The following is a 24261-nucleotide window of genomic DNA, read 5'->3' as shown; positions in this document are numbered from 1 at the left end:
ATGTATAATTTTCAGCAATTAGCAACAATATATATTCTCTTTTTATTACTAAGTATTCAAATATACAGAAGCAGAGATATGATACTTAATTACAAGAGTTCAAAGAAAGTCCTATTAATTATAGTAACAATAAACATAGTGCTTTTGATAGGTGCAACTGTTTTATGCAAATTAATAAATTAAGAGGTAATACCAAATGAACGAAAATAAGATAGATAAAATCCAGAGACTTTTAGCCCTTGCTAATGATGCTAACGATGCTGAATCAATGGTAGCACTAGCAAAAGCTCAACAATTAATGTTGGAGGGAAATGTTACTGAAGAAGATATTTTTCAGCACAAACAACAACAAGAAAAACCATTTGTTAGAGATAAGATCATTAACAAAGGTAAACCACAAAAATGGGTGTATAGGTTAGCTGCTTTGATCGCAAAAAACTTTAGGGTGAAATACTATTACGCTACTAAAGGAAAAGAAACTGAACTGCACTACTTAGGTGTTACATCAGATGTACAAATCGCTGAAATAACATTCCAATATGCCAGAGGAAGCATTTCCTATTCATCAAAAGCTTTCATGCGGCAACCGGAAATCAAACGGAAATATAAACGTAAATGGCGGTTAAAACAGGACTATATTGAGGGATATTTAACAGCTCTAGGAACAGTGTTTCGAAAGCAAGTCCGTACAAGCGGGTATGAATTAGCACTACAATTGCCAGAGGTTGTGGAAATCGAAATAGAGAAATTAAATTTAGAATCTGGAAAGGATTTTTCACACGAAGTAGAAAATAATGAAGTTTCTAATTTAGCGTTTTATACTGGTTATGAAGATGGATTGGATTTTAAAAATCGTGATTTAATCAGCTAAGGGTTTCTTTTTTTTAAAAATAAATTATACTTTATAGTAGGTTTTATGGTAATATCATACCGTAAAGTATGTTAAATGATTACTTTTTAAGGAGGGGGCAAAACATTAGATAGTAGATCATAAAGGATGTGGTATTCATTTATTGCTTAAATGATCGATACCGGGAGCAAGGAATGAATACCATAAATATATTATGGAGGGAGAAATCTATTTGACACCAAATGAGCTTATGGACCCATTAATAAAAGCTACGACTGGCGGGGTACTTTTGCTTGTAACAATATCGGCAATGAAAATTATTTTCGAGTTTCTCATAACTTTAGGAAACGGAAATAATGTTGAAAAGGCTGTTGCAAAGTCAGTTGAAGAGAAGAAAGAGAATCGAGATCGCACAATAAGAGAATACCTAGAGCACAACAAAAATTTAGAGGGATTAGGTTTTAATAATAAACTCTATATCTATGTTTATTGTCCTTACAAAGATAACGTCTGGATTGAAAACTTTTTTATCGATATAGAAGATTCATCAGTAACAATAACCGATCAGAACGGTAGAACATATGCTTGCTCGATAAATAATATTAAAAAAATAAAATCAGTTGATTTAGATACAAATGAAAAGTTAGAAGAAAATCTAAACAGTTATAATCCTATCGATGAATTTTGGTCACCCAAAAGAAATGAAGAAATAGAGGGTGGAGAAGATATGAACTGGTGTGATTTTTAAGGAAGGTAGAAGTATATGAAAATTCTAGTTTTAACTAAAAATGTTTTAGCAGAAAGTGACTTACAAGACAAGTTACAGAGATTGAATCAAGAAGTGTATTGCACTAGGGTTGCTTTAAATCAACTACTTATAAAAGGAGACACTAGAATCACAGTGTTTTTTCCTATGATAATTTTTAGTGATACATTGCTAAATGATGAAGTAGTGAAAATTAGTTCTTTATTTGAAGATTCAAGAGTAATTCTTTTAAGAAAAACTTCTAAAATTGATAAGAGCATGGATCAGGGGGAGTTAAATTCTTTTGGTATAGATGGACTAATCAACGTCGATTCTTCAGTAGCTATGCTACGTGAGGAATTAGCAGCCTATCAAAAAAAAATACCTTTTTATGCGAATGATGATTTGGTTAGTGTCGACCCATCCAATGCAGACTCGTACATTGATACTGAACTTTTCATGAATTACTTATCAAGTAAAGAAAAAATTGTTTTTCAAATGCTATATGCCAAACGTGGTGAGTGTGTATTTAGAGAAGAGTTTTATAAAGAGGTTTGGTCAGAAGATCAAGCCAATTCTAGAGTTGTACACCTATCTGCATTGATCAGAAAAATAAGAGCTAAGCTCAAAGAGAGTAATTATGTTGATTATGAAATAATTACAGAACATGGTCATGGTTACAAATTAGCATAAATAGATATTGGTATTCATTTTTTCCTGAAGCAGCCGGCACAGCTGAGAAGAAATGAATACCAACAATTCAATAAGAAGGAGCGATTATATTGAACACAGTTATTTTAGCAGAAAAACCAAGTCAAGCGAAAGCCTACGCTTCCGCATTTCATAACTGTAAAAGAAATGACGGGTTTTTTAGTGTTTCTGATCCCATTCTCAATGGCGAAACAGTGATTACTTATGGGTTTGGTCACCTTGTAGAATTAGCTACCCCCGGTTCTTACTCAACTCAATGGGAAAATTGGAACTTGGAGTCATTGCCGATATTTCCCGAAACATATCAATTTATAGTTCCTGAAGACAAAGAAAAGCAGTTCAAGATTGTTGAACGCTTATTAAATAAGGCAGATCGAATTGTAATTGCAACGGATAGTGATAGAGAAGGTAGTAATATAGCTTGGTCGATCATGAGGAAAGCAAATATAGATTTCGAATCAACTGTGATTGAACGCTTGTGGATCAACAGCTTAGAAAAGGATGCTATCAGAGAGGGATTTCAGAACCTTAAGGATGGAATTAAAGAAGACTACCCACTTTATATTGAAGCACAAACGAGACAAATCGCTGATTGGCTTATCGGTATGAACGCCAGTCCACTTTATAGTTTAAGTCTTCAGAAGAAAGGCGTTAAGGGGGCTTTTTCTCTTGGTAGAGTCCAAACACCAACACTTTACATGATTTATAGAAGAACACTAGACATTGCAAATTTTAAATCGGAGTCTTTTTACGAATTAGAAGGGATCGCGTCTTGCGATTCTGGACGATTCACAGCTCGTCTAAATCCTTCAAAAAGATTTAAAGATAAATTGAATAGCGAGCAATTTTTAAAAGATCACAGCGCAAGTTTAGGCATTCAAAAAACATCAATTGATGCTATTGAAACAAAGAGTAGAAAGGAATTCAGCCCAATTCTTTACTCGTTAAGTAGCTTGCAAACAAAAGCCAATTCGCTTTACAAAGCGAGTGCAAAACAAGTTTTGGACGCAGCAGCAGCGCTTTATGATGCAAAGTTTCTGTCTTACCCAAGAACGGACACACAATTCATTACCGATAATGAGTTTGCTTATTTATTGGAAACTTCAGAAAGATACAGAGAATTTTTACAAGCAAAACTCCCGGTAAGTCAAAAAAGTGCTAGGAAACGTTTTGTAGATGGATCGAAAGTGCAAGAACACCATGCGCTAATTCCAACTAGAAAAATCCCAACGCCTGAAGAGTTTCAACAACTTACCGACTTACAACAGAAAATCTATTTATTAATTTTGAAAACCACATTCGCCATGTTCCTTCCTGATTATGAGTTTGACGAAACTACTATTGATGTGAAAGCAGGAAGCTTATTTTTCACAGCAAAAGGAAAACAGCCTAAAAGGGAAGGGTGGAAAGTGTTGTTCCCGAAAAAAGCGAGTGATGACAATGAAGATAAAGAGAACGAGCTTCCTAGCGGCTTACAAGAGGGGCAAGAAATCTCGTTCAATATCCATGCTGTTAAGAAGAACACGACACCACCCGCTGTTTACACTGAAGGTACTTTGATCACAGCTATGAAAACAGCAGGAAAGACCCTTGACGATGAAGACGCACAGCTATTATTGAAACAAATTGAGGGTATCGGTACAGAAGCGACAAGAGCAAATATCATTGAGTCCTTAAAGCAAAAGCAATATATCGAGATCAAAAACAACAAGGTGGTGATCACCGAAAAAGGAGTCCTATTGTGTGAAGCAGTCAGTAACAGGAAATTATTGACTAGCGCCGAAATGACCGCAGAGTGGGAAAGTTATTTAAAAAAAATCGGAGAAAAAAGCGGAAACCAGCAAACTTTCTTGAATAATGTAAAGAAATTCATTATTCATCTATTGGAAAACGTACCTGAAGATATTCAAAATCTTAATCTTTCAGACTACGAAAAAGCGGTTCAAGAAAAAGAGATTGCTAGTAGTTTTGGAATTTGCCCGGATTGTGGCAAGCCACTTAGAGACAAAAAAACATTCATTGGTTGCTCTAACTATCCTAAGTGCAAATTTACCTTTCCTAATCAATTTAGAAAAAAGAAACTTACAAAGACGAATGTTGCAGCATTGCTAAAAGGAGATTCAATCACTGTGAAGGGTATCAAGAGCAAAGACAAGGAGAAAGAACCTTATGCAGCAGAGATCAAATTGAAAAGAAATAAAGACACTGGACGTTGCCTATTAGAATTTGTTGCATTTGCTAAGACAACAAAAACAAAAAAGAAAACTAAGAAGTGAGAGAGGTTAAACAATGGAAAAATTTGAGTTAGATGTTGAATCGCAATTAGATTTTATTGCGTTGAACCAAAATCTAAATGCTATAAAAGCATTTAGCAATGAAAATTTATCAAAATCAGCGAACATAAACGCTAAGTATTTAGACTTGATCAATAACAGTTTTGTAGCTGCCAATGAATCCAATCAGCCTGTAATTGTATCTGAGTATTCAATAGGAAATGAAAGTTTTCAAAAAGAGTTTGATAATTATAAAGACTTCATTCACCATGTTTCCCCATTCAGCTTAGAAAACAATAATGAATTATCATCTAAAGAGCCGGAATCGGCTTTTAAGCACCCTGAGACATTCCTTAAAGATGAAGTTCACCTAAAGCTTTTTAACGAAACACAGGTAGACGTGAAGGAGATCATGGCAAGTGTCGAAAATCAACAATATGGATTTGAAGCCTACCAATTAGATCAAAGTCTAAAATTAGTCCAAGGCTTCGTTAAAGAGCAGCAAAAAGTAGGCGGGATTGATGATGGTCACGCCGAGATCATTCTTCAGAGTAAAGTTGATATGAACGCTGAAGAACGACCAATAATTAAGGTAGATTCTTCATATAAAGGAAAAAAAATATCTGGTGAATTCAAAACACTTGAAGAGTTCGGGCAATCGGTTTTAGAGGATTACAAAATGGCGAGTAACCAGTTTAATCACCCCATGAAGGGCAAGGATCAGTCATGGGATAAACTGATCAACAAAGTTGAACAAGGTATACGGCTTGATAATGCAGAGAAACAGCGTGATAACCATATCGTGTATGGTGTGAACGAACATTGGAATGCGTTAATTGAAAAAGTGGCTATGAGTGAAAATGAAGTTTCGAAAGCCACACAACAGGAGAAAGAACCGAACCCAGAACAGGAAAAAGAAGTGCTTAATAGTCTCGTAGGAGAAACAGCAGGTCGAGCGGAAACTATCATGAACGCACAGCACCATGAACAGCAAAAAGCGCTAACGGAACTTTCTGTGCCGCTGCTGAAACAATATGAGGACAAAACTCTTTCCTCTAAGGATATTGAAGAAATCACAAACGCTTTTCAAGAAAATCTGACAAACAGCTTAGAAAAATATTTTGATCAAAAAAGCAGTGGCGTTAATTGGACCGAACGTATCTCAAAACTAAAAGGGGGGCTTTCTGAAGCACTTCAAGATGTAAAAGACAAAACGATTTCTAGTCTTCAATCGATTAAAGCAATTCCAGAGAACACGAAAGATTTAGTACGGCAAAAAATGTTAGAGGTTGTCGTAAAAGTAAATACTAAGATTCAAAAGGAATTGAGTCGGGCTGAAGAAAGACTTGGTGCGCCAGAGAAGGCACCAGAGACGTTTTCGAAGACAACTGATGGTAAATACACCGAAAAGGAAAATGCGAGTGTCTTCTCATTGAAGGGAGTAAAAACAATAGACCAGAAAATCAACCAACAGATCAAAGAACAAGATAAGAGCGTGAATAAAGCAAAAGAACAACAGAGCAAAGTCGAAAGATAAACAGGAAAGAACCTATCACGATAGGTTCTTTTTTTGATAAAAATTCCAAAGCGAATGATGCAGCAGTCGTGGCGGCGAATCGCCTGAAGTCTTTTTCATGTTTCATTTTTAGTGTACTAAGACGTTTGCTGAACTGTGTTTTAGCACAGATTTTCTCCAATACAAAGGGTATATAAACGGCTGCGCCGCCCTTTTCCTTTCCGAAAATATGCGCTTTGGGGCGAACACAGCAAACGCCATAAGTACACTACAAAAAATGAACCATAAACGAAAAAGACAAGGAGGATCGCACGACTACTGATCATTAGGAATTTTAAAAATCTAAACCTTTTCAGCTCCACCAAAGTTCCTAAAAAAATGGTTTTAAAAAGAAAAAAACAGGAGTGATTGTTGATGTTCAAAAAAACAGAATTTAAAGGATACAACGTAGACAAAATGAATAAGGATGCTACTAAGCTTACTAAGCAATATCTGAAGTCGGGCAAGAGTCAAAAAGAAGCGGAAGCCGCATCAGAGAGCTTGATTAACTACTACAAACATACTTACCGGGTGTTTGAGTAAACCAACGATTTAGCCACAAAACGCACAACCTTGCATCAGCCTTGAATAACTAACTAGTGAATCAAAAAGTACCGGGGAGTTGAAAACGGTTTAACTCTCCTGTGCTAAATGGTATTCATTTTCCTTCCTTCAGCTTTTCTTCAGGAAGAAGATCAGGGAAAATATGAATACCAAATAAGAATAAAAAATCGTTTTAAAAATAAAAAAACAGGAGTGATCACACATGACAACTGAAGAAAAAATTATGTTGGCTAAGACTCATGAACTTCAAGCGAAAATGTTTGATAGACTACAAGATTTTATTGATCAGCTTTACAAAGATGGTGAAATTGATAAAGTCGAGTATACAATTGCTCGTGATGTTCTTTTTGATACAACAGAAAACCATCAGGATATTTGCGATAATAACGTGGCAGAGTCATTTATAGAATGCAAAGACGCTTTTATTCAAGGACTTAAAGCCGGGCATGAGGACATGAGGAATGATTTTCCCGGTATCGACAGTTGGGATACAAGCGACATTAACAGTTACTCTCACGAGTATAGGGACTGTGTTTATTATAGTTGCGAGAAGGAGGACTTAAAATGATTGAGAAAGGCTTACTGAAGGTTGGAACAATACTTTATGAACGTTGGGGGTATGATCAAACTAATATCGATTTTTACGAAGTGGTGAAAATCAGCGATAAATCAATTTGGTTAAAAGAAATAGAAGCTTCAAAACCGCCTCATTTCCCTTTTAAGGGGAATTGGGTTAATGCAGTGTTGCCAGTACAGGGAAAGCTTGCCAACAACGACAAACCGCACAGAAGAGCAATAAAGAAGCGAATCACCATTAACCATCATGGTGTGTTGAGAATATACAACAGCGACAAAACTTTGATCGAAACAGGGTATTGCTAAAAAAATACGCACACTCGCAAATAACACTTGCAAGTATACTTGCAAGTGTAGTATTATATATATAAGGAACACAACACAACTATTAGGAGGAAAAATTATGTTTATGACAACAGACAATCACTTTACAGCGAAAGGGCGGCTGACAAAAGAACCTGAAGCTAACTACTCAGATAAAGGTAACTTGGTGACAACGATCACGCTTGCGGTTGAAACCCCTTTTAGAGATTCTAATACCGGGAAAAACTCGATAGCATTCTTGAATTATACCGCTATTGATATGGGAGAGAACAAGCTCGCTACTCGCTTAGCTAAATATGTCACTAAAGGGTCACTAGTGACCATAGAAGGGTACAACGATTCATACAGCAAAACTGTAGATGGTAAGACTCATTACGCCGAGGTAAAAAGGATTACTTTCTTCAGAAACGAAGAGTCAAAAGAAGTTACGGAAACACGTAGAAAAGCCGCACAAGAGAATTAATAAGAGCTGATAGAATGGTATTCAATTGGTAGCGCAAGCTCCAGGGCGAACGTCTCTTTTTGAACACCATTCTTTTCTAAGTAATAACCGAATTAATAATATCGCATTTGAAATAATACTATTTCCATTTAAGAGGTTTTTCATGGCACTCGAATTGCTTGCACTAAAAATCAAAGCCATTTCCAATTTTCCAATAATGATCATTTTTGGACTCATTCTAATTTTATCGGGGTTTTATGTTTTGTACTTTAGCCAGTACAGTTTTAAATTAGTCAACAAAACTATTGATTGATCAATTTATTTCAAATTGCCTTTGTCACTTGCAAGTGCACTTACAAGTGTGCTAAAATCAGGTATAGATCAGGAGGGGGACGCATGTCAGATTCTAAAATCGATTTCTACAATATTCCGATTGCTGAATATTTACTCATGATCGGTGAGCCAATCATCGAAATTGGTGGGGGCTACTATCAACATAAAGATCATGATAGTTTGAAAATCAACAGCAAAAGAAACTATTTTGTATGGAACAGTCGTAGTTCAGACAAAAATGCTAAAGGCGGCGTTGTTCAGTACCTTCAAATCGTTCGTGGATACACACTAGCTGAAACACTTGCAAGCATAGAAAATAGTCTGTTAGGAAAGGACTTCAAGGTATTTGAACCCAAAAAGAAAGAGTATCCAAAATATTTCAATTATCGGGTAAAAGAAACTCCGGTTCCGCTAGAAGCACAAAAATATCTCGTTACTAAAAGAAAGATTCCAAACAGAATTATCAGACACTTTTTTAGTCTTGGTTTGATCACTCAAAACGAGTATGAAGAAATCATTTTTAAATGGTTTAAGAACGAAAAAGTTGTCGGTTTTACTAAACAAGGCACTAGAAAGTTGACTGATGAAGAGAAAGAGAAATACCATACAAAGCGTGATTACTTTAAGTATGTTGCAGAGACGACAGAAGAAGATACTTTTTGGGGCTTTAATTATTTAGTAGGGGTTCCAAAACAGTTATTTTTCTTTGAAAGCCCAATCGACTTATTAAGTTATTACACCTTACATGAAAAAGAACTAATTACAAAGGGGGATTTTTGGCTTATATCTGTTGATGGAACAGGAAGTGCACAAGGAAAAGTTATAAGTTTCTTGACGTTTGGACTAGATAAACTTAACTTGAAAGATGAACTATCTTCATTATCATTATGTTTCGACAACGATCGAGCCGGAGATAATTCTACAGCACAAATCCAAGAACAAACTTTTAATGGCATTGAATTTATAGATAACAGACCCAAAAAACACAAAGATTGGAACGAGACTTTAGAAAAGGAGACTAAAAAATGACTGAAAATTATGTTATGCCTAAAGTAATTACCACCAACATTGACAAAGGGGGAACAGGAAAATCAACGACCACATACAACAATGCAAAATATACTTCCGGTGTACTGAAGAAAAAAACGCTTTTGATCGATGGCGACCGATCAAAAAATATGTCATTCTCCTTTCCCGATCTTGGTGATTCAACTATCGCTGATATTTTTGTAGGTCGTGAAGTTGAAATTTATGAAGTTGGTGAAAATCTTGATTTCATTCAAGGTTCACAGCATTTGAGTGACGATGAATTGAATTTGAAAGCTAAACAAAACAATTGTATGATTCTTTTCATGTGGTTTATTAAGAATCGTGAGCTACTTAGTCGTTATGATTATATATTCATTGATACCCATAATGACATGAGTCTTGTTACTGCTAATTTCATTGCTGTTTCAGATGTTGTGATTGGGGTGTGTGACCCATCGACAAATTCATTCCTAGCATGGTTGAAGTTAAAAGACTGGATAAAGCAATTAAAAAGAGAAGTTGTTGACCCAATAACTGGTGAATCTTATATAACTGCTGAACCTTATCTAATCGCTAATAAGATATTTCCAAAAACAAAGAACAGTAGATCACTTCTTAAAACAGCTAAAGAAGACCCACGTTATATTGGCATGATCGAACACAGAAAAGTATTAGAAGACAGCCTTTTAATAAATACAAGCATTTTTGAAATGTATGATTCATTTACAAATAGCACTAAAAAGAATTTACAAGATTTTTTTGACAATACTATAAAAGTTTTCAATAATATATTGGAAAAAACTAAATAGAAAAGGAAGTTTAAAATGGTCGATAAATTTAACGCTTTTGATGAAGCTCAAAAAAAAGCGCCAGAGCTATTAAGCAGAGAAAACAAAGCAAGTAAGGTGAACTCTTCCGCCCAAACAAATAAACGTAGAGAAACAAAAAAACAAATGTCACTGATGTTTACACCCACACATAAAGATAAATTAAATCAATTAGCTAAACAAGAAGGAATTAGCGTTTCAGAATTAATTGCAGAATGGATTGATGAACACTAATCACTAACGGTATTCAATTACTGCTGAAGCAGCTGCATGAGCTTACCTGAAATGAATACCACTTGAAAGGGGTTTTTAACATGGATTACAAAATCAATTATGAATTAACCGCAAAAATCGAAATTATAAATGAATTTTCATTCGGTGTATACAACCACCTGATGAATTATGTTTTGAAAAACGAACTCGAAAAAAGCAAGAATTTATATTCGAATCTCTTAGCAACTTTTGAAGACATGCTTTCAACCGACTTAGAGCCTTTAGACGCTGAAGAGCTAGAAAAGATGCTGTTATACTGGAAAACAATGGATCACTATGTAAAAGAAATCACTACCAAAAAACAAGTAGCTTGAATTTTTTGGTATTCATTTTTGCGATCGATGCCCTGGAGATATTGGATCTCATGAATACCAATTCAAACTAAAACAAAGATGGTATTCAAAAAACGAAATTGCAACCGGCACGTTTCCCTTGAATTGAATACCAACATAGAATAGAAAGGAGTCCTGAACATGCAAAAAAAGGAAAAGCGACCTAATCAAAAAACGATTCGAATGTCAGATAGAATAGTCTTCATTCTCGAAACATATAGGGGGGAATCATTAGCCGACAGCTTAGAAAACCTCGTTCTAGATTGTAATGAAAAATTGCCAGAAATCAACGAAAAAGTCAAACAACAAGAAAAATACTACGAGCAACGTAAAAAGGATATTAACAAAGAACTCTCTCAACTAATCGAAGTACGAAACGATCTTAGTTCAATTAGTTCAGCTATTTTAACAGCAAAACGCTATTGCAATACAATCGAAAAAAGAGCTGAACGTGAAAAAGATAAACTGAAAGGGAAAGGAAAAGGGAAAAAATGAACGATCCTCAATCATTTACTGAAAAAGAATTCGAAACCCGATTCAGAAAAAACGTTTATCTCTTGACTAAGAACAAGTTTCCTGTTCAAAACCCTAATGGTTTTCTGCTTGGGGGACAACCGGGAGCAGGCAAAAGTACACTGCATAATATTGTAAAAAGCCAAATGCAAGGTAACATTGTTACTATTGACAATGATTTATTCAAACAGCAGCACCCAAATTTTGATGAATTGGTAAAATTACATGGAAAAGAATACGTTTCCTATGTCACCCCTTATTCAAACCGAATGACTGAGGAATTGATCAAGTATTTGAGTGATAGGAAATTCAATCTGACTATTGAGGGAACGTTACGAACAGTCAACGTTCCCTTAAATACTATTAATCAATTAATTGCCAAAGATTATACTGTAAATCTTTATGTAATGGCAGTAGCAAAAGAGCTTTCCTATCTTGGAACGCTTGAAAGATATGAAAACATGTTTTCCGTTGATCCTATAAATGCCAGATTTACCGACAAAGCAATTCATGATGATGTTGTTTCGAATCTTCCAAAGAACATAGATACCCTATTTAAGAGCAATAAATTGACCGATATACGTCTTTTTCAGCGAGACGGGTCAAATGTGTTCTCATTATCAGAAACACCATCAGATAGCCCTAAAAACGCCTTAGATGAAATCCTGAATCAAAGTGATCATCAGAAACAAACAACTCTTTCGAGTGAAATTGACCAGAGAATAAAATCGCTGAAGGAACTTTTTGAGAAAAACGGACATTTAACTATGCCAGAAGCAAAACAATTCTTGTTGTGGGCTAGAGAATTTACAGAGAGAGCACAACCTTTCTCTATTGATCGCCTGAAGCAACTTGATTCTAAAATCAAAAACGATCAACAGCAGCACAATCAAACTAACCGATCAATATTTAATGAGCCAGATAGAAGTTAAAAAAGAGGGTACGCTTTTCAGCGACCCTCTTTTTACGCAGCATTTATCATACTTTCTTTGCCTGTTTTAGCATCTATTTGTGTTGCTGCTATTTTCGGTCCGCCCCTGCCTTTGCTTTCCCTCTTAGGGTTCCTAACCGCCTTCAGGTACTTGTCTATGTCAAACCAATATTTACCACCTCTGCCCTTCGCATGATATTTGTATCTTGGGTGTTTCGTAAGATCATATTTGTTATCCAGAAACGGTCTCAAACCGATTACTTGAACCACACATTTATCTCGTGGCATTCGCAACAATTCGTCTTTAGTCATTAAATCACGCGCTAATTTAGAATGCTGTTGTGCTACGCTATTCGCATTTGAACGAGTTTCTGACTTGTTAGAATCATCTATAGTTTGTTTTCCTAGTTCTTCGTTCAGTTGCTTAATTGTGCCACCCTCTTTACCACCAAGGAAAATAGAGGTGTCGCAGTTCCCAATTATCGTATCAGCTTTTTCTTTATATATTGATTTTAATTGTGATAGCGTCTGTAGAATTATAGTTGCAGAAATATTCCTCGACCGGATAGTTGCAATCAATTTCTCAAACTTAGGAATCACACCGATATTAGCAAATTCATCTAATATAAATCTCACTGGTGTTGGGAGTTCACCCATGTATTTATCATCCGCTATTGTACATAACATGTTGAATAATTGAGAGTACATGATTGATACAAGAAAATTGAATGTATCATCAGTGTCAGGAACAATAACAAATAAGGCTGTTTTGCGTCCTTTGTCACCTAATGTATCAAGTGCCAACTCGTCTTTAGAAATTAAATCTCTCAGAGAAGGAATGTTTAAAGGTGATAATCTTGCGCCACAAGAGATCAGGATACTTTTAGCTGTCTTACCTGCCGCTTTTTTATAAAGCTTATATTGCTTAACAGCAAAATGTGTGCTGTCTTCTTTTTCAAGTTCTTCAAACAAATAATCAATCGGATTTTTAAAGTCCTCGTCATTTTCCTTGACTGTTGAATATTCCAAAAGGTCAACTAGCGTTCCTAAATGGCGTTCTTCTTTTGGAAACTTTGAAACAATCAGAGAAAGGTAAGCTTGATAGAGCAGCTTTTCTGCCTTGACCCAAAAATCCTCACTTCTCTTTTCGCCGTCACCAGTCGTATTAGCTATAATCGTTTCTACCAATTTCAAAATATCTTTTTCATCCTTCACATAATGCAAAGGATTGTACCGCATACTTTTAGCAAAATTTACGGTATTCAATATTTTTATTTTATAGTTTGCGATTTTTTTCAACGCATATCCGACTTCATTTACAATAGTTCCTTTGGGATCGGTAGTTACAAAACTAGCATTCATCTGTAGCAAATTCGGTTTTACCACAAATCGTGTTTTACCACTTCCTGATCCCCCAAAAACCACAACATTTTTATTTCGCCGCAGCTCAAATGGTGCGTTTGAATCATCTAACATGAGTTTGAGCCGTCTTGAAAAAAGAATATTATTGTAGACTTTTTCTTTGTCGTACATACCTTCAATATCTTTTTCTGGTTTCCCCCATTTTGCAGAACCATACTCACTACCTTTGATATAATGCTTTTTGTTATCTCTTCTATCGAGATAAACCAACAACATACAGATCATTATAAAAAGTGGTACTGTGAGATCAAGCACATTGAAAGACAACGGAAACGCATATAAGAGATATTGAGGATTAGAAAACAAAGCGTTAAATCCAAATAAAATATTTCCTGCTACTGTCACTCTAAAATAGAAACAGAGATAATTTAGGAAAAAGTAAGTAATCAAACCTATAATTATGAATACTTTTTTTTCCTTAATTGTTTTGATCAGTCCGTCCATTTTTTTAACCACCTTACAAAAAAGGCGAGCCAATACTCGCCTTTATGGTTTAGAATAATGATTTCAATTGTGGTACTAAAGTCAAGCCTAACACAACAATTCCTGCTCCTGCCATGAACTGTTTCATGCCTTGTGACTTCGCACCGGGGTTGTCGTTACCATAACCTTCTAACAGATTAATGACTCCCCACAATCCCAATCCTCCACCAATCAAATACACAACTTTCTGAAGTGAATCTACACCACTACTAAAAAATCCCATGATTACCTCTCCCTTGTTCTTTTAATTTTTTTTGTTTTTATTGTTAATATCGTAGTGATAAATCTCACAACACCATAGTATTTAAAAATCTTGACTAAACCGCTGATCATTAGAAGACTGCCAACTACGATAAGACCCCAGAATAGAAAATCATACATTTAATATCATTCCTCGTTTTCATCCTCAGCTTTGTTTGCATCAGAATCAGGCTCAATATCCAAATCTTCATCTGGATTGTGTTTATTCCCTTTTCGTGGTCGCTTCAGCAAGAAAAAACCACCTACCAACAAGAACAATAGTGCTACTACAATACCGAAAATGATCATCTTGATTTTTTTATCAAATTTGTTTTCGTTCTCATTTTCTACTTGTTCCCCCTTCACTTCCTGTCTTTGCTCCTCCATAACTGGATAGATTTCAGTAATATCAATCGAATTCGATTCAACATTTCTTACATCATATTCTTTCAAAGTATTACTACCAGTTACAAAATCAGACGAATTCAGAACAATTGTTGTCGTTTGGCGTACTGCATACTCTTCTTTCTTTTCTTTGAGATCATTCATCAATTTAATTGATCGACCATAAGGAACTACAATGCTGAACAAAAATTCCTCACTTTCACTGAAAAATTTAACCATGAAAAGATTTCCAACATTCACGTTTTGGTATTGTTTCTTTACAGTATCAACCTGTTCGGCAGCATCTTTTATATCCTGCTTACTTTTATCGATTTCTTTATTCGTTGATTCTGCTTTTTCCACATAACGATCAGCGATTCTTTTTTCAACTTGATCAGAAACATTCCTTTCCCGGATCATCAATGTTTCGCCTTCTTTTGTAATTTCGTCAACTTCTTGCCATTTGGCATATAGAGTTGTATCATTTATAATCCGATCGTCTTCAGTAAAGGTTTTTTTGAAATCTGAATCCTGAAACCACCCTCCGAAAATTGCATTGTCTTTAGTTACTTCTGGTAATTGAATTGTTTTACCGACTTTTGTTGTAATATCTTTTGGCTCTTCTTTTGCATCTGCATTGAAGTTTACCTTTACACTTTCTTTCGTATCGTCAATATCATTATCATTTAAATCAGGATAAAACGTCGCTCTATAGGTGTTCTCAACACTATGAATAGTTTCATCATCGTTACCTTTGTTTGGATTTACCCACTCGTCAAATTTATAATCATCATCTGGCTTCACTTCAGGAAAAGCTTCTTTTAATGCTGTACCAGATTTAACATTTTTCGTGATACTTTGAACTTTTTCTCCGGTTTTTTCATCTATCAGATAGCCGCCTTTTTCGGCTACAAATTGCGCTTCGACCTGTTCTGATTGCGCTGATACCGTTGAACTGTTTAACATACTCACAGATAACGAGAACAGTGTGAGAATAAGAATAGTGACTTTAGTCTTGCTCTTCTTCATCCTCTAGCTCCTTTCTTTTAATTTCCTCTTCCGCTTTTGCTATCCAACCTAGATTAAATTCAACATTTTCTAAGGAAAATTGAGCACTAAGGCGATTGTCACTAAGGTGACTTGCACTAAGGTGTTCTTCACTTTCTTTTTCTTCAAGTTCAATAATCTGATCACTTTTTCCTGTTTTGCTATCATTCAGGATCAGATTACTAATTCGATTAGAAATCTCTTCAAAAGGAATTTTTTTTAAATCAGTTTGGAGCAAACGTTCTAATTCAGAAAGAATGAATTCATTGTTATAGTATTTCGGTTCAGAAATTTCCTCACCTGTTACATTAAGTATCTTGATTAGTAAATTTAGGTAGAAAATATTAGTTTTTTGTTTAACAACAATTATATTTTCGTTTCCTTCCAAGTCAGAAATCGGAAAAAGTTTATGAAACGATTCTTTATTAACAGCATATTTAGGCGATAATTTCTGCATCTTGTTCAGTAATGCTTGTTCTCTCATTGGCAAATGAAACATAAATTTGCCTAAATAAACTTTTAAGATCATCTCTATTCTTCCTTATCTTCAGTTTCGCCCTCGTTCTCAGTTTCTTCAGAAATTTCTTCGTCACCGTAAAATTCTTCTTCGTCTTCCTCGTCTTCTTCAAGGTCTTCAGGCTCTTCATTTTTAGCAGCCTTATTTTTTTTGAATTTCAAGAAGTAATAAGCGATAAATCCGATCACAGCTACACCCAACACTAAGAAGAGAAAACCATTATTGTTCGAATTTTTTTCTGATTCAGCAGGAGTTGTTACATTTTGACTGTCCTCGTTATTGCTGTTAGGATTTTGAATAACATTTTGATTTTGATTGTTACTATCACCTTCAGCAAGACCTTGCATTTCAGCTCTTTGAACGTCTGAAACAAAATAAACATTTTGATCAGTTTTTTCTAGGTCAATGATCAGATAATACACGTTTGAGTCTTTGTCAGTAATCGTATAAAAAGCCTTTGAGCCACTTGTACTAAAATCTGTTACAGTTCCTTGCCCATCAAATTTTTTCCCAGTCGCTGAAGCAGGAGGTATAGCTTTAATCTTTTCTTCCATTTCCTTAGCCTTATAGTTATAGGGCTGTTGTGACTCAGAAGTGCCCGACTCTTCGTTTTCCTTTGAGTCTTTTGTTGCACTTGATTCTGTTGTCGCTTTGTCGTTTTCTTCAGCGTATGATATGGTACTATAGCCAATACCGAATGTTAGCAGTGCCAACAAGACGAGTACCTTTTTATATCTCTTCATCTATTTTTCTCCTTCCAGATTTGATAGCGAATTATCAACGTTATGTTCACCCTCATGACGTTGTTCATGAAATTTCTCTTTATCCTGACTTAATGATTTTAAATTTTCTAAAGCCAAAAGAGCTTCATCCGGCAGTATTGAGTTTTGTTCTAGCTGCTGTAGAACTTGTGAGTATTTCTGAAGCATTAAGTTTTCTTTGTCTGTCTTCAGTGCCGCTTTCTCTTTATTGAGAGTTAGAGATAATTTTTCTATTTTTTCCTCTCTCTTAGAAATTCTTTCTTCCAATTTTTCAGTTGATACCATATTGAAAACTCCTTTGACAAAGTTACTTTTTCCGTACAATACTTGCTATTCTTGCTGAACCTAGATTTCTTGTATATTTAGCACATACACGCCCCTGTTCAGCGTTTTGTTCGTATGTTGAGAACGTGCCATTACCATTAACACTGATTATTATTCCAGTGTGTCCGTAACTACCCGGACTAATCGCACCACCACCATACCAATTGATAACGTCTCCGGGTTGTAAATCCTTATACTCAGGATTCAAGATCACTTGCCAACCATGAGCACCCCAATCGTAATCTGTTCCAATACTCCAAGCATACATTTTTCCCGATCCCATTAACTTCGGTCCTCCTACTTGATCAACATAATAAGCAGTCAATCCATAGCATTCACCATTGTAAATATTTTGACCGAGAACTGCTTCTAGTTTTTCTAATCCTGCTTTTGCTGCACCTGAAGCACCATCTGACAATTCTTTGATCCGTCCATAACCACAAATATCACCAGCGGCTTTATAATTTCCATAACCGATCCCTTCAGATGGTGATTTCGCTTCAAAACATTTGCCGGGGCTTATATACACTGAAACGTGCCTAGAAGCATTTGCTCCATAAAAAATCAGATCACCGGGTTTTAGCTCAGATTCAGAAATTCTCTCAACCATTCCCCATTGAGCCGTACTATTTCCACCGTAATTTATCCCTAATTGTTTCAAAGCCCAATAAATCAAACCAGAGCAATCAAATTCATTCGGTCCTTTTCCACCCCAAACATAGGGTTTTCCGGCTTGCGCTGTAACAAGTTCAATAAATTGTTCTCGTGATCCACCATTACTGAATGTTGCCCATCGTTCTATAGCGAATTGATCATATTTTTCAACAAGCTTATTGTTATTGATGATATTCATACAGTTGACGAAATATGGACTAGTTTCAGTTATTCCGCTCGCAGCATATCCGCCACGCCCCAAAATCAACAAACATTGACTTGGGCTTTTATTGCTAACACAGGCATTGAAATTACTTTGTGTTGCAACCATGTAACCGTAGTAACTAAAGCAAGCCATTGCGTTTGGAAATTTCATATACCAACCGCCTTCGCTACCACCAACACCACGAGCACTACCTTTCGGGAACGGACAACCTTCGAACCAAGTTATACCGAAAAAGTTTGTATCATTTTTTGCTGATTGAGAGCGCCCCCACATGCTTTCATAAGCCCATTGGGATAAAATCACAGAGGGTAGTAAGCGGTATTTAACCGCCGTTCCTACAGCTAATTGAGCTACTTCATCTGGAAAATCACCAGTTCCCTTAATTTCTGGAAACATCGGTACTGTTTCTGTATACACTCCATTAAAACCGTTTTGGCTATTTTGTTCTTCAAAAGCTCCGCCACCATATGCGAAAATCCCACCAATTATCATTACTATGACACTTACTGAAATTATCGGAATAGCGGTAATTGCACCACCACCAAAAATAGCAACAATTTTTGAGCTAATAAATTCCTTAATAGCTGCTATAGATGTTCCTTTGTTTTTTCCGAAAAAGTAATTTTTTACTCGGTCATAAATCCCTGTCAAACTCAAAGTTGTCGCCTTATTTTTTTCTCTTATCGGGGCGTACATTTTTTTCTTTTGAATTTTCTTCATTGCTGCATGATTTTGACTGTCTGTTTTGAGCTTTGAACTTTTCTTCGTCGTTGTTTTATATTTCTTCTTAGTGACTTTATCGGTTCTGTTGGCTGCTTTCTTAGTTCCTTTTGCAAGTTTCTTAGAAGCTCTAGCCACTGCTGAAGCTCCTTGACTAGTGAGTTTTACACCCTCGGCATCCCCATTTTCGATAGTTTCTTGACTCTTCCTTGCAGCGGTTGTTGTAACAGCCGTAGGAATTTTAGAAAGCTTTTTAACAGTAGAGTCTTTCTTGATAGCTTTTTTGTTTTTCTTTTTAAAATCTTTTTTGCTTTTCTCTTTTTTGGTCAACTTCTCCTTGACCTTATCTAACTTCTCCTCTTCCTCAATGATTTTCTTCTTGTCAGTATTGAGTTTTTTTTCTGTTTTTTGAAGAATTTCTTTTTCTTTTGCTGTTAATTTCGATTTAGATTTAACTATTTCAGTGACTTTTTCTTTATCAAGAGAGTGTTCCTTTTTTTTCAAATCTAAAGCTTTTGTTTGTTTTTCCGCTTCAGTCTCTAACTCATTGGATTCTTTTGTCAGTTTCGAATATTCTGCCTTATAAATCTTTGAATTAGTCTTTCTCATTCTTTGTTCTTTTACTTTCCTTATTGCAGAATGAGTTGTCTCAAAAGTTTTAGTGGCTCCTTGACTGACAAGCGTAACGCCTTCAGCATCTCCGTTTTCAAGAGATTCTTGATATTTATTAACACCTGTTTTTAGTGCTTCTCCTGTCAACAAACCTGATTGATTTTTTAAGCTGTTCTGTTTTGTGGAATCATACTTTTTTTCACCATCTGATTCTTCTCTTGAAAAAACAATTTCTTTTCTTCTAAATTCATCTTTCGGTTGGTCGGTTTTTTTTCGAACAGTTTGTTTTTGCACTCTATAAATCGGAGTACCGGAATTTGAAGCTTTTGAGATAGTATGATTTCCTGTTCCTGAAGATAACGAGCGGGTTTCCTGTTCTTCAGGAGTATGAATTTGATAATCTTGTCTTCTACGTCTTTCCTCTTCAGCCACACCCTCAAGCGCTTTTAAAAACTGTTCTGTTTGACGATCAGTAGTGTTTGTTTTCTTATACTTGTGATCATTCAACACACTTTCTTGCTTTCTCAAATTTTCCCCGATTTCGTTCGAGTTGCTTTTCTTCATATCCGCCTGCCTTTCTGCTAATTTCAACTCATAAAGTCTTAACTTGCATCAGCAATTTTTTCAAACACTCCTTGCGCCTTGTATTCTTTAATTTCTTCAGGCTTAGAGGTCATAACAGGGTAGAGCGAATTGTTTTTAGGGAACTTGTCTTTGAATGGAAGTATCGTTCCGGCATATGAAATTAAGCCTTCACCTTCTTCAGAATTCGTAATATATGTTGCTTGATAATCACTTATTCCTAAGCGACTTTGAAGGATATGACGATCTCCTTCAGCTTGATTTAGTAAGTAGACAAAATCAGAATTATCAAGAATAGTTTCGATTTCAGGACTTCTAAGTAGGTCTTTAACGTTTTGGGTAATCCCTGTAGGAATTCCACCCCATTTACGAAATCTCTTCCAAAATTCGATACTATATTTAGAAGTTCTTGCATCTGATAACAATTTATGGAATTCATCCATATAGAACCAAGTCTTTTTACCTTTAGTACGGTTTCTGGAAACGGTATTCCATACATGGTCTTGTACAACTAATTGTCCTAAATCTTTTAAGGTTGACCCCAATTCTTGTATATTGAAGCAGATAATACGATTGTTAGGATTAACGTTTGTTCTATGATTAAAGACATTTAACGAACCATGAACATAAAGCTCTAATGCGTCCGCTAAATCATTCCCAACTTCTGTATTCGCAGCTTTCAATTCGTTATACAAATCTTCAAGAATCGGGATATTTTCAGGAATCGGATTATCAAGAAATGGTCTATAAATTTTAGTGACACACTTATCAATAAGTGTCTTTTCCTTCCCTGTAAGCCCTTCTCTATTCCCAACAATGAGAGCCATCATATCAAGAACAAACTCACTCTTTAGGACGATCGGGTTCTTTCCTTGGTTGTAATCTAGTGTTATATCTAACGGATTTAAATAGTCGTTTGATGTACCACTAATGTTTACTACGTCACCATTTAACAATTTAACAAAGTAATAATACTCACCTTCAGGATCACTAATAATAATGTCGTCATTAGTAGTGAAAAACGTGTCAATTATTTCTCTTTCACACGCAAACGTTTTACCAGACCCCGGTGTTCCAAGATAAAGACCATTCGGGTTCTTCAGCTTTTTCCTGTTTGCCATGATCATGTTGTTACTTAGTACATTCAAACCATAGTAGGTAGCTTCAGGATCATCCTGATAAAGTTCTTGTGTCGTAAATGGCATAAATATTGCTGTTGAAGAGGTTGTCAATCCACGTTCAATTTCTCTTTCATTCGTGTTGTATCCAAATGGTAGAGCACTTAACAGTGCTTTCTCCTGTTGATACTTCATATTTTGCAATGTACAATTTTGCTTGCTTGCAATTGATTGTAAAGTGTAAACAGCGTCATCTAGCTTGTTCGGACTGTCTTCTAAAACTGTTACGGTAAATGTCATAAAGAAATATTTTTCGTTTTCTCTTTGAAGGTCTTTCAATATCTTTTGACTATCCTTCACATTTTCGTTCAGGTCACTTGGCAAAATATCCATATCATAGCCATTTCGTAACGCTTTTTTCTGTTCATCAATTTTGATTGTATTTAGATCAGATGTTTTAGTTTTTACCATCCGAACAGCTTTTTGATGTTCGAGTGGTCGAATGTGAATACTTACGATCAATTCCAAATCAGATTCGAGATATTCTGCTAAAACTCTGTCTGATAATTCGGTTGCTTCAATACTCAAATTCATAGTAGTACCAAATTTTTTATTGATTTTGAATTCATCATTCTTTCGACCAAAATCAATAATTTTAGGCGCTATCATATCTTTTGATGTACCGCTTCTCAGTATTTCATTTGAAGCATTTTCCAAGTCAATATAATGTTTACTTTTTGAATTTAAGAAGTAATTCACAATTGACAATCTCTCAATACCGTTCAATGATTCTGTGACTGACCCCATTGTTTTTAAATTTTCCTTCAAAATGGACTCTATTGTTTCCAATCTTCGGACAGCGCCTTTTCTTGTTTTATCAACTATCGTAAAGATAAAATACTTACTTCTGATAATCCCATTGTTTCCTTTTTTCCCTTGCTCTTCGACAAAAGAAAGGTATTCATTTCTCAGTTTTTCAAACTCTCCTGAACCCTCGTTGTACTTCAAAATTTGTTGAGAATCCTTTTCTTCTGACACCCTATAATTGATGAAGCATTCTTGAAGTTCAACACTTGCATCAATTCCATTTAGTAGGGTTGAGTATTGAGCGAAAATTCTTTGTTTCATTTCATCTTGTGAAAGTTGATATGAAATGTCACTAAATCGAATCATTTTGTTATAAGTGTTTTTCCCTATTTGACAAACACCATTCGAATACATTTTTTCGTATTTGAAAAAATCTTGTGTAGATGTAACTTTTTCTCTTTTGGAATCAACTAGCAAGCGTAGAACTTGGAACAAATTTTTGTTTCTTTTTCTTTGCATTTGTCATTCTCCTTGCCTTCGCTAGTAATTTATTTTTTAAACATACTTTATAGTATCTTTTTAACGGATTTAAATAAGTGTATTCAAGGTATAATTTGATCCACGTTTCACTCACCATATTATTTTTTTGATACAACGTTCCAAAGATAATTGGTGCTGCACTAATGAGAAGTCCATACATTGCAGCATCTAAACTAAAATCTTTTAGCAAAAGAAAAATTGGAATACCTATTAGAATTGCTATTCCAAAACCAATCGCTTGCCTTTTTGTTAAGCCAAAAAGTAGTTTCGCTTTTACTTTCTTTAAATCTTTTGGAATAGTGACAACAAAGCTATTATTATTCATTGTTTAGCTCCTTTCTTAATTGATCAGGTAAATTTTTCAAATACTCTAATTCATCAAGACAAAAAGCAGCTCTCATTACTTTCCTATTTGGAATGATCATCTTATAAACAACAAACGCTAAAAGGAAAGACCATAAAGCAATTAGTGAAACATTGAATAGCCCAAATACACCAATTTTTTTTAAATCGTTAGTGATTATGTGGTCAGTAGCGTATTGTTGTAGTTCTGCTGTATGATCCAGTATCATGTTAATTTCAATCATGGATACTATTGTTGTAATAACTGTAATAAACCCAAAAAATATTAGCACGGATTTATTTTCTTCAATCCATTTTTTCATTTTATATTACCCCCACAACTGATTTCGCTAGAGAGTGTGTTCTTGTAAGACTAACTACCACAATTGCCATGCTCACGATCATCAACATTAAACCATAAATTCCCGAACCTTCAGCGGCTATCAATCCGCTTGATTTTTCTAACAATCCGGCGTATATGATCAGACACACGAGCATAAAATATCCTTGCAGCATAAGTGCCAATAGGTTTTTCGCATAACTTTGACCGATTCCTCCAATCCATTGACTATTCATAAAGGTTGCAAATGGGATCGGGGCAACAGAGATATAGAGCAACACTGTTACAATTCGACTCCAAGCTACAAGATAAATAATCCCTGCCATTACTAAAGTAATGATCAAAGCAATTCCAGCGACTACCCACATACTTATCGCATTACCAATATCTCCATCTGGAATACTATCCAGTAAATTGTCAGTAATGCTGTTTGGTAAAACAAGTGTTGAAGCGGGCACTCTATCAGTAATCCATTTCCCCAAATCAAATACCGCAAGTACAATATCAAAACAGTGTGTTAGTAACGATACCATGACTCCCGTTTTAATTATAAGGAATATCATTTCGCCAACGTCATACTCTCCGCCTTTATTTTTCTCCGTTACAGATTGATAAATTTCATAACAAAATACATATGTCAAAATCAGACCTGCCACTGGTAAAATAGCTGTATTACTTATGGTTCTAAGATTTTCAACTATCGTCTGAGAAAATTCAGTTGGCGTTTCAGAAACATTAGTTTGAACAGTATCAATGCTTTTTTGAAACAATTCAGTGATCATATCAAGAAAACCTTTTGTTCCACCTTTAAAAATATCGAACAAAAAATCTTTAATACCGTCAATTATATCCTGAAACATTCAA

The 24261-nt window shown here is 35.3% G+C and carries 26 protein-coding genes and 1 pseudogene; 15 read left to right on the top strand and 12 right to left on the bottom strand.

The features are described 5' to 3' along the window. The first annotated feature begins 196 nt into the window (after window positions 1-196). The 15 genes from IGI67_RS25920 to IGI67_RS25850 all read left to right on the top strand — a co-directional run bounded on the left by IGI67_RS25920 (window position 197) and on the right by IGI67_RS25850 (window position 12279). Window positions 197-871, top strand: coding sequence for a DUF2786 domain-containing protein (locus IGI67_RS25920; RefSeq protein WP_429959961.1), 675 nt, complete (start codon window positions 197-199; stop codon window positions 869-871). Between the two features lie 211 nt (window positions 872-1082). After that, entirely contained in the window at window positions 1083-1598 is a 516-nt protein-coding gene (locus IGI67_RS25915) for a hypothetical protein (RefSeq protein WP_429959960.1), read from the top strand. Window positions 1599-1613: 15 nt separating this feature from the next. Next, on the top strand, window positions 1614-2288 hold the full coding sequence (locus IGI67_RS25910) for a winged helix-turn-helix domain-containing protein (RefSeq protein ID WP_429959959.1): 675 nt from the start codon (window positions 1614-1616) through the stop codon (window positions 2286-2288). A gap of 89 nt (window positions 2289-2377) precedes the next feature. Beyond that, window positions 2378-4582 carry a DNA topoisomerase III gene (topB, locus tag IGI67_RS25905; RefSeq protein WP_429959958.1) on the top strand — a complete coding sequence of 735 codons (2205 nt, stop codon included), beginning with the start codon at window positions 2378-2380 and terminating at the stop codon, window positions 4580-4582. 13 nt (window positions 4583-4595) lie between these two features. Next, complete coding sequence (locus tag IGI67_RS25900) at window positions 4596-6116, top strand: hypothetical protein (protein WP_429959957.1); 1521 nt, start codon at window positions 4596-4598, stop codon at window positions 6114-6116. 393 nt (window positions 6117-6509) lie between these two features. Beyond that, window positions 6510-6677, top strand: a complete 168-nt coding sequence (locus tag IGI67_RS25895; protein WP_429959956.1) for a hypothetical protein — start codon at window positions 6510-6512, stop codon at window positions 6675-6677. 223 nt (window positions 6678-6900) lie between these two features. Next, window positions 6901-7266, top strand: a complete 366-nt coding sequence (locus tag IGI67_RS25890; protein WP_429959955.1) for a hypothetical protein — start codon at window positions 6901-6903, stop codon at window positions 7264-7266. Further along, on the top strand, window positions 7263-7580 hold the full coding sequence (locus IGI67_RS25885; RefSeq protein WP_429959954.1) for a hypothetical protein: 318 nt from the start codon (window positions 7263-7265) through the stop codon (window positions 7578-7580). The genes IGI67_RS25890 and IGI67_RS25885 overlap by 4 nt, the downstream gene beginning before the upstream one ends. Before the next feature lie 97 nt (window positions 7581-7677). Then, a complete protein-coding gene (locus tag IGI67_RS25880; protein WP_429959953.1) occupies window positions 7678-8061 on the top strand; it encodes a single-stranded DNA-binding protein in 384 nt (127 codons plus the stop codon). Window positions 8062-8436: 375 nt separating this feature from the next. Next, a complete protein-coding gene (locus tag IGI67_RS25875; protein ID WP_429959952.1) occupies window positions 8437-9402 on the top strand; it encodes a toprim domain-containing protein in 966 nt (321 codons plus the stop codon). Continuing rightward, on the top strand, window positions 9399-10211 hold the full coding sequence (locus IGI67_RS25870) for a ParA family protein (RefSeq protein WP_429959951.1): 813 nt from the start codon (window positions 9399-9401) through the stop codon (window positions 10209-10211). The genes IGI67_RS25875 and IGI67_RS25870 overlap by 4 nt, the downstream gene beginning before the upstream one ends. 15 nt (window positions 10212-10226) lie before the next feature. Then, the gene (locus IGI67_RS25865) at window positions 10227-10463 is read left to right on the top strand and encodes a RepB family protein (protein WP_429959950.1); all 237 of its coding nucleotides are present in this window, start codon (window positions 10227-10229) and stop codon (window positions 10461-10463) included. An 80-nt stretch (window positions 10464-10543) separates the two neighbouring features. After that, window positions 10544-10816 (top strand): hypothetical protein, encoded by a 273-nt coding sequence (locus tag IGI67_RS25860; RefSeq protein WP_429959949.1) that lies wholly within the window; start codon window positions 10544-10546, stop codon window positions 10814-10816. A 159-nt stretch (window positions 10817-10975) separates the two neighbouring features. Next, window positions 10976-11329, top strand: coding sequence for a hypothetical protein (locus IGI67_RS25855; protein ID WP_429959948.1), 354 nt, complete (start codon window positions 10976-10978; stop codon window positions 11327-11329). Continuing rightward, window positions 11326-12279, top strand: a complete 954-nt coding sequence (locus IGI67_RS25850; RefSeq protein ID WP_429959947.1) for a zeta toxin family protein — start codon at window positions 11326-11328, stop codon at window positions 12277-12279. Before IGI67_RS25855 ends, IGI67_RS25850 begins: the two co-directional genes overlap by 4 nt. Before the next feature lie 32 nt (window positions 12280-12311). On the opposite strand, the gene IGI67_RS25845 is transcribed toward IGI67_RS25850, so the two are convergent. From IGI67_RS25845 to IGI67_RS25790, 12 genes and pseudogenes are all read right to left on the bottom strand, one after another. After that, window positions 12312-14144 (bottom strand): VirD4-like conjugal transfer protein, CD1115 family, encoded by a 1833-nt coding sequence (locus tag IGI67_RS25845; protein WP_429959946.1) that lies wholly within the window; start codon window positions 14142-14144, stop codon window positions 12312-12314. 49 nt (window positions 14145-14193) lie between these two features. Beyond that, on the bottom strand, window positions 14194-14406 hold the full coding sequence (locus IGI67_RS25840) for a Maff2 family mobile element protein (protein ID WP_429959945.1): 213 nt from the start codon (window positions 14404-14406) through the stop codon (window positions 14194-14196). Window positions 14407-14570: 164 nt separating this feature from the next. Further along, on the bottom strand, window positions 14571-15836 hold the full coding sequence (locus IGI67_RS25835) for an InlB B-repeat-containing protein (RefSeq protein ID WP_429959944.1): 1266 nt from the start codon (window positions 15834-15836) through the stop codon (window positions 14571-14573). Continuing rightward, entirely contained in the window at window positions 15817-16383 is a 567-nt protein-coding gene (locus IGI67_RS25830; protein ID WP_429959943.1) for a hypothetical protein, read from the bottom strand. Before IGI67_RS25830 ends, IGI67_RS25835 begins: the two co-directional genes overlap by 20 nt. A 2-nt stretch (window positions 16384-16385) precedes the next feature. Further along, window positions 16386-17114 (bottom strand): CD1107 family mobile element protein, encoded by a 729-nt coding sequence (locus tag IGI67_RS25825; RefSeq protein WP_429959942.1) that lies wholly within the window; start codon window positions 17112-17114, stop codon window positions 16386-16388. Next, on the bottom strand, window positions 17115-17417 hold the full coding sequence (locus IGI67_RS25820; RefSeq protein ID WP_429959941.1) for a hypothetical protein: 303 nt from the start codon (window positions 17415-17417) through the stop codon (window positions 17115-17117). Between the two features lie 22 nt (window positions 17418-17439). Next, complete coding sequence (locus IGI67_RS25815; RefSeq protein ID WP_429959973.1) at window positions 17440-18210, bottom strand: CHAP domain-containing protein; 771 nt, start codon at window positions 18208-18210, stop codon at window positions 17440-17442. Window positions 18211-18231: 21 nt separating this feature from the next. Beyond that, a pseudogene (locus IGI67_RS25810) lies at window positions 18232-18828 on the bottom strand (glucosaminidase domain-containing protein); the annotation flags it as partial. A 1442-nt stretch (window positions 18829-20270) separates the two neighbouring features. Continuing rightward, window positions 20271-22694, bottom strand: a complete 2424-nt coding sequence (locus IGI67_RS25805) for a VirB4-like conjugal transfer ATPase, CD1110 family (protein WP_429959940.1) — start codon at window positions 22692-22694, stop codon at window positions 20271-20273. Continuing rightward, window positions 22642-23040, bottom strand: a complete 399-nt coding sequence (locus IGI67_RS25800) for a PrgI family protein (RefSeq protein WP_429959939.1) — start codon at window positions 23038-23040, stop codon at window positions 22642-22644. Before IGI67_RS25800 ends, IGI67_RS25805 begins: the two co-directional genes overlap by 53 nt. Beyond that, entirely contained in the window at window positions 23033-23380 is a 348-nt protein-coding gene (locus IGI67_RS25795) for a hypothetical protein (RefSeq protein ID WP_429959938.1), read from the bottom strand. The genes IGI67_RS25800 and IGI67_RS25795 overlap by 8 nt, the downstream gene beginning before the upstream one ends. Before the next feature lies 1 nt (window position 23381). Further along, window positions 23382-24257, bottom strand: a complete 876-nt coding sequence (locus tag IGI67_RS25790) for a VirB6/TrbL-like conjugal transfer protein, CD1112 family (RefSeq protein WP_429959937.1) — start codon at window positions 24255-24257, stop codon at window positions 23382-23384. Window positions 24258-24261 lie beyond the last annotated feature (4 nt).

It is taken from the genome of Enterococcus sp. AZ196 (genome assembly GCF_050498845.1).
Taxonomy (GTDB): Bacteria; Bacillota; Bacilli; order Lactobacillales; family Enterococcaceae; genus Enterococcus_A; species Enterococcus_A murrayae.
Note: the sequence above shows the minus strand (reverse complement) of the source record. Positions and strands in the feature narration are given on the sequence as shown.

Excerpts from the sequence above, each read along its gene's own strand:
- IGI67_RS25790 (WP_429959937.1), bottom strand. The coding sequence starts at position 24,257 with ATGTTTCAGGATATAATTGACGGTATTAAAGATTTTTTGTTCGATATT.
- IGI67_RS25890 (WP_429959955.1), top strand. The coding sequence starts at position 6,901 with ATGACAACTGAAGAAAAAATTATGTTGGCTAAGACTCATGAACTTCAA.
- IGI67_RS25840 (WP_429959945.1), bottom strand. The coding sequence starts at position 14,406 with ATGGGATTTTTTAGTAGTGGTGTAGATTCACTTCAGAAAGTTGTGTAT.
- IGI67_RS25805 (WP_429959940.1), bottom strand. The coding sequence starts at position 22,694 with ATGCAAAGAAAAAGAAACAAAAATTTGTTCCAAGTTCTACGCTTGCTA.
- IGI67_RS25835 (WP_429959944.1), bottom strand. The coding sequence starts at position 15,836 with ATGAAGAAGAGCAAGACTAAAGTCACTATTCTTATTCTCACACTGTTC.
- IGI67_RS25830 (WP_429959943.1), bottom strand. The coding sequence starts at position 16,383 with ATGATCTTAAAAGTTTATTTAGGCAAATTTATGTTTCATTTGCCAATG.
- IGI67_RS25845 (WP_429959946.1), bottom strand. The coding sequence starts at position 14,144 with ATGGACGGACTGATCAAAACAATTAAGGAAAAAAAAGTATTCATAATT.
- IGI67_RS25860 (WP_429959949.1), top strand. The coding sequence starts at position 10,544 with ATGGATTACAAAATCAATTATGAATTAACCGCAAAAATCGAAATTATA.
- IGI67_RS25820 (WP_429959941.1), bottom strand. The coding sequence starts at position 17,417 with ATGGTATCAACTGAAAAATTGGAAGAAAGAATTTCTAAGAGAGAGGAA.
- IGI67_RS25900 (WP_429959957.1), top strand. The coding sequence starts at position 4,596 with ATGGAAAAATTTGAGTTAGATGTTGAATCGCAATTAGATTTTATTGCG.
- IGI67_RS25870 (WP_429959951.1), top strand. The coding sequence starts at position 9,399 with ATGACTGAAAATTATGTTATGCCTAAAGTAATTACCACCAACATTGAC.
- IGI67_RS25855 (WP_429959948.1), top strand. The coding sequence starts at position 10,976 with ATGCAAAAAAAGGAAAAGCGACCTAATCAAAAAACGATTCGAATGTCA.
- IGI67_RS25875 (WP_429959952.1), top strand. The coding sequence starts at position 8,437 with ATGTCAGATTCTAAAATCGATTTCTACAATATTCCGATTGCTGAATAT.
- IGI67_RS25800 (WP_429959939.1), bottom strand. The coding sequence starts at position 23,040 with ATGAATAATAATAGCTTTGTTGTCACTATTCCAAAAGATTTAAAGAAA.
- IGI67_RS25885 (WP_429959954.1), top strand. The coding sequence starts at position 7,263 with ATGATTGAGAAAGGCTTACTGAAGGTTGGAACAATACTTTATGAACGT.
- IGI67_RS25910 (WP_429959959.1), top strand. The coding sequence starts at position 1,614 with ATGAAAATTCTAGTTTTAACTAAAAATGTTTTAGCAGAAAGTGACTTA.
- IGI67_RS25920 (WP_429959961.1), top strand. The coding sequence starts at position 197 with ATGAACGAAAATAAGATAGATAAAATCCAGAGACTTTTAGCCCTTGCT.
- IGI67_RS25895 (WP_429959956.1), top strand. The coding sequence starts at position 6,510 with ATGTTCAAAAAAACAGAATTTAAAGGATACAACGTAGACAAAATGAAT.
- IGI67_RS25795 (WP_429959938.1), bottom strand. The coding sequence starts at position 23,380 with ATGAAAAAATGGATTGAAGAAAATAAATCCGTGCTAATATTTTTTGGG.
- IGI67_RS25825 (WP_429959942.1), bottom strand. The coding sequence starts at position 17,114 with ATGAAGAGATATAAAAAGGTACTCGTCTTGTTGGCACTGCTAACATTC.
- IGI67_RS25850 (WP_429959947.1), top strand. The coding sequence starts at position 11,326 with ATGAACGATCCTCAATCATTTACTGAAAAAGAATTCGAAACCCGATTC.
- IGI67_RS25865 (WP_429959950.1), top strand. The coding sequence starts at position 10,227 with ATGGTCGATAAATTTAACGCTTTTGATGAAGCTCAAAAAAAAGCGCCA.
- IGI67_RS25880 (WP_429959953.1), top strand. The coding sequence starts at position 7,678 with ATGTTTATGACAACAGACAATCACTTTACAGCGAAAGGGCGGCTGACA.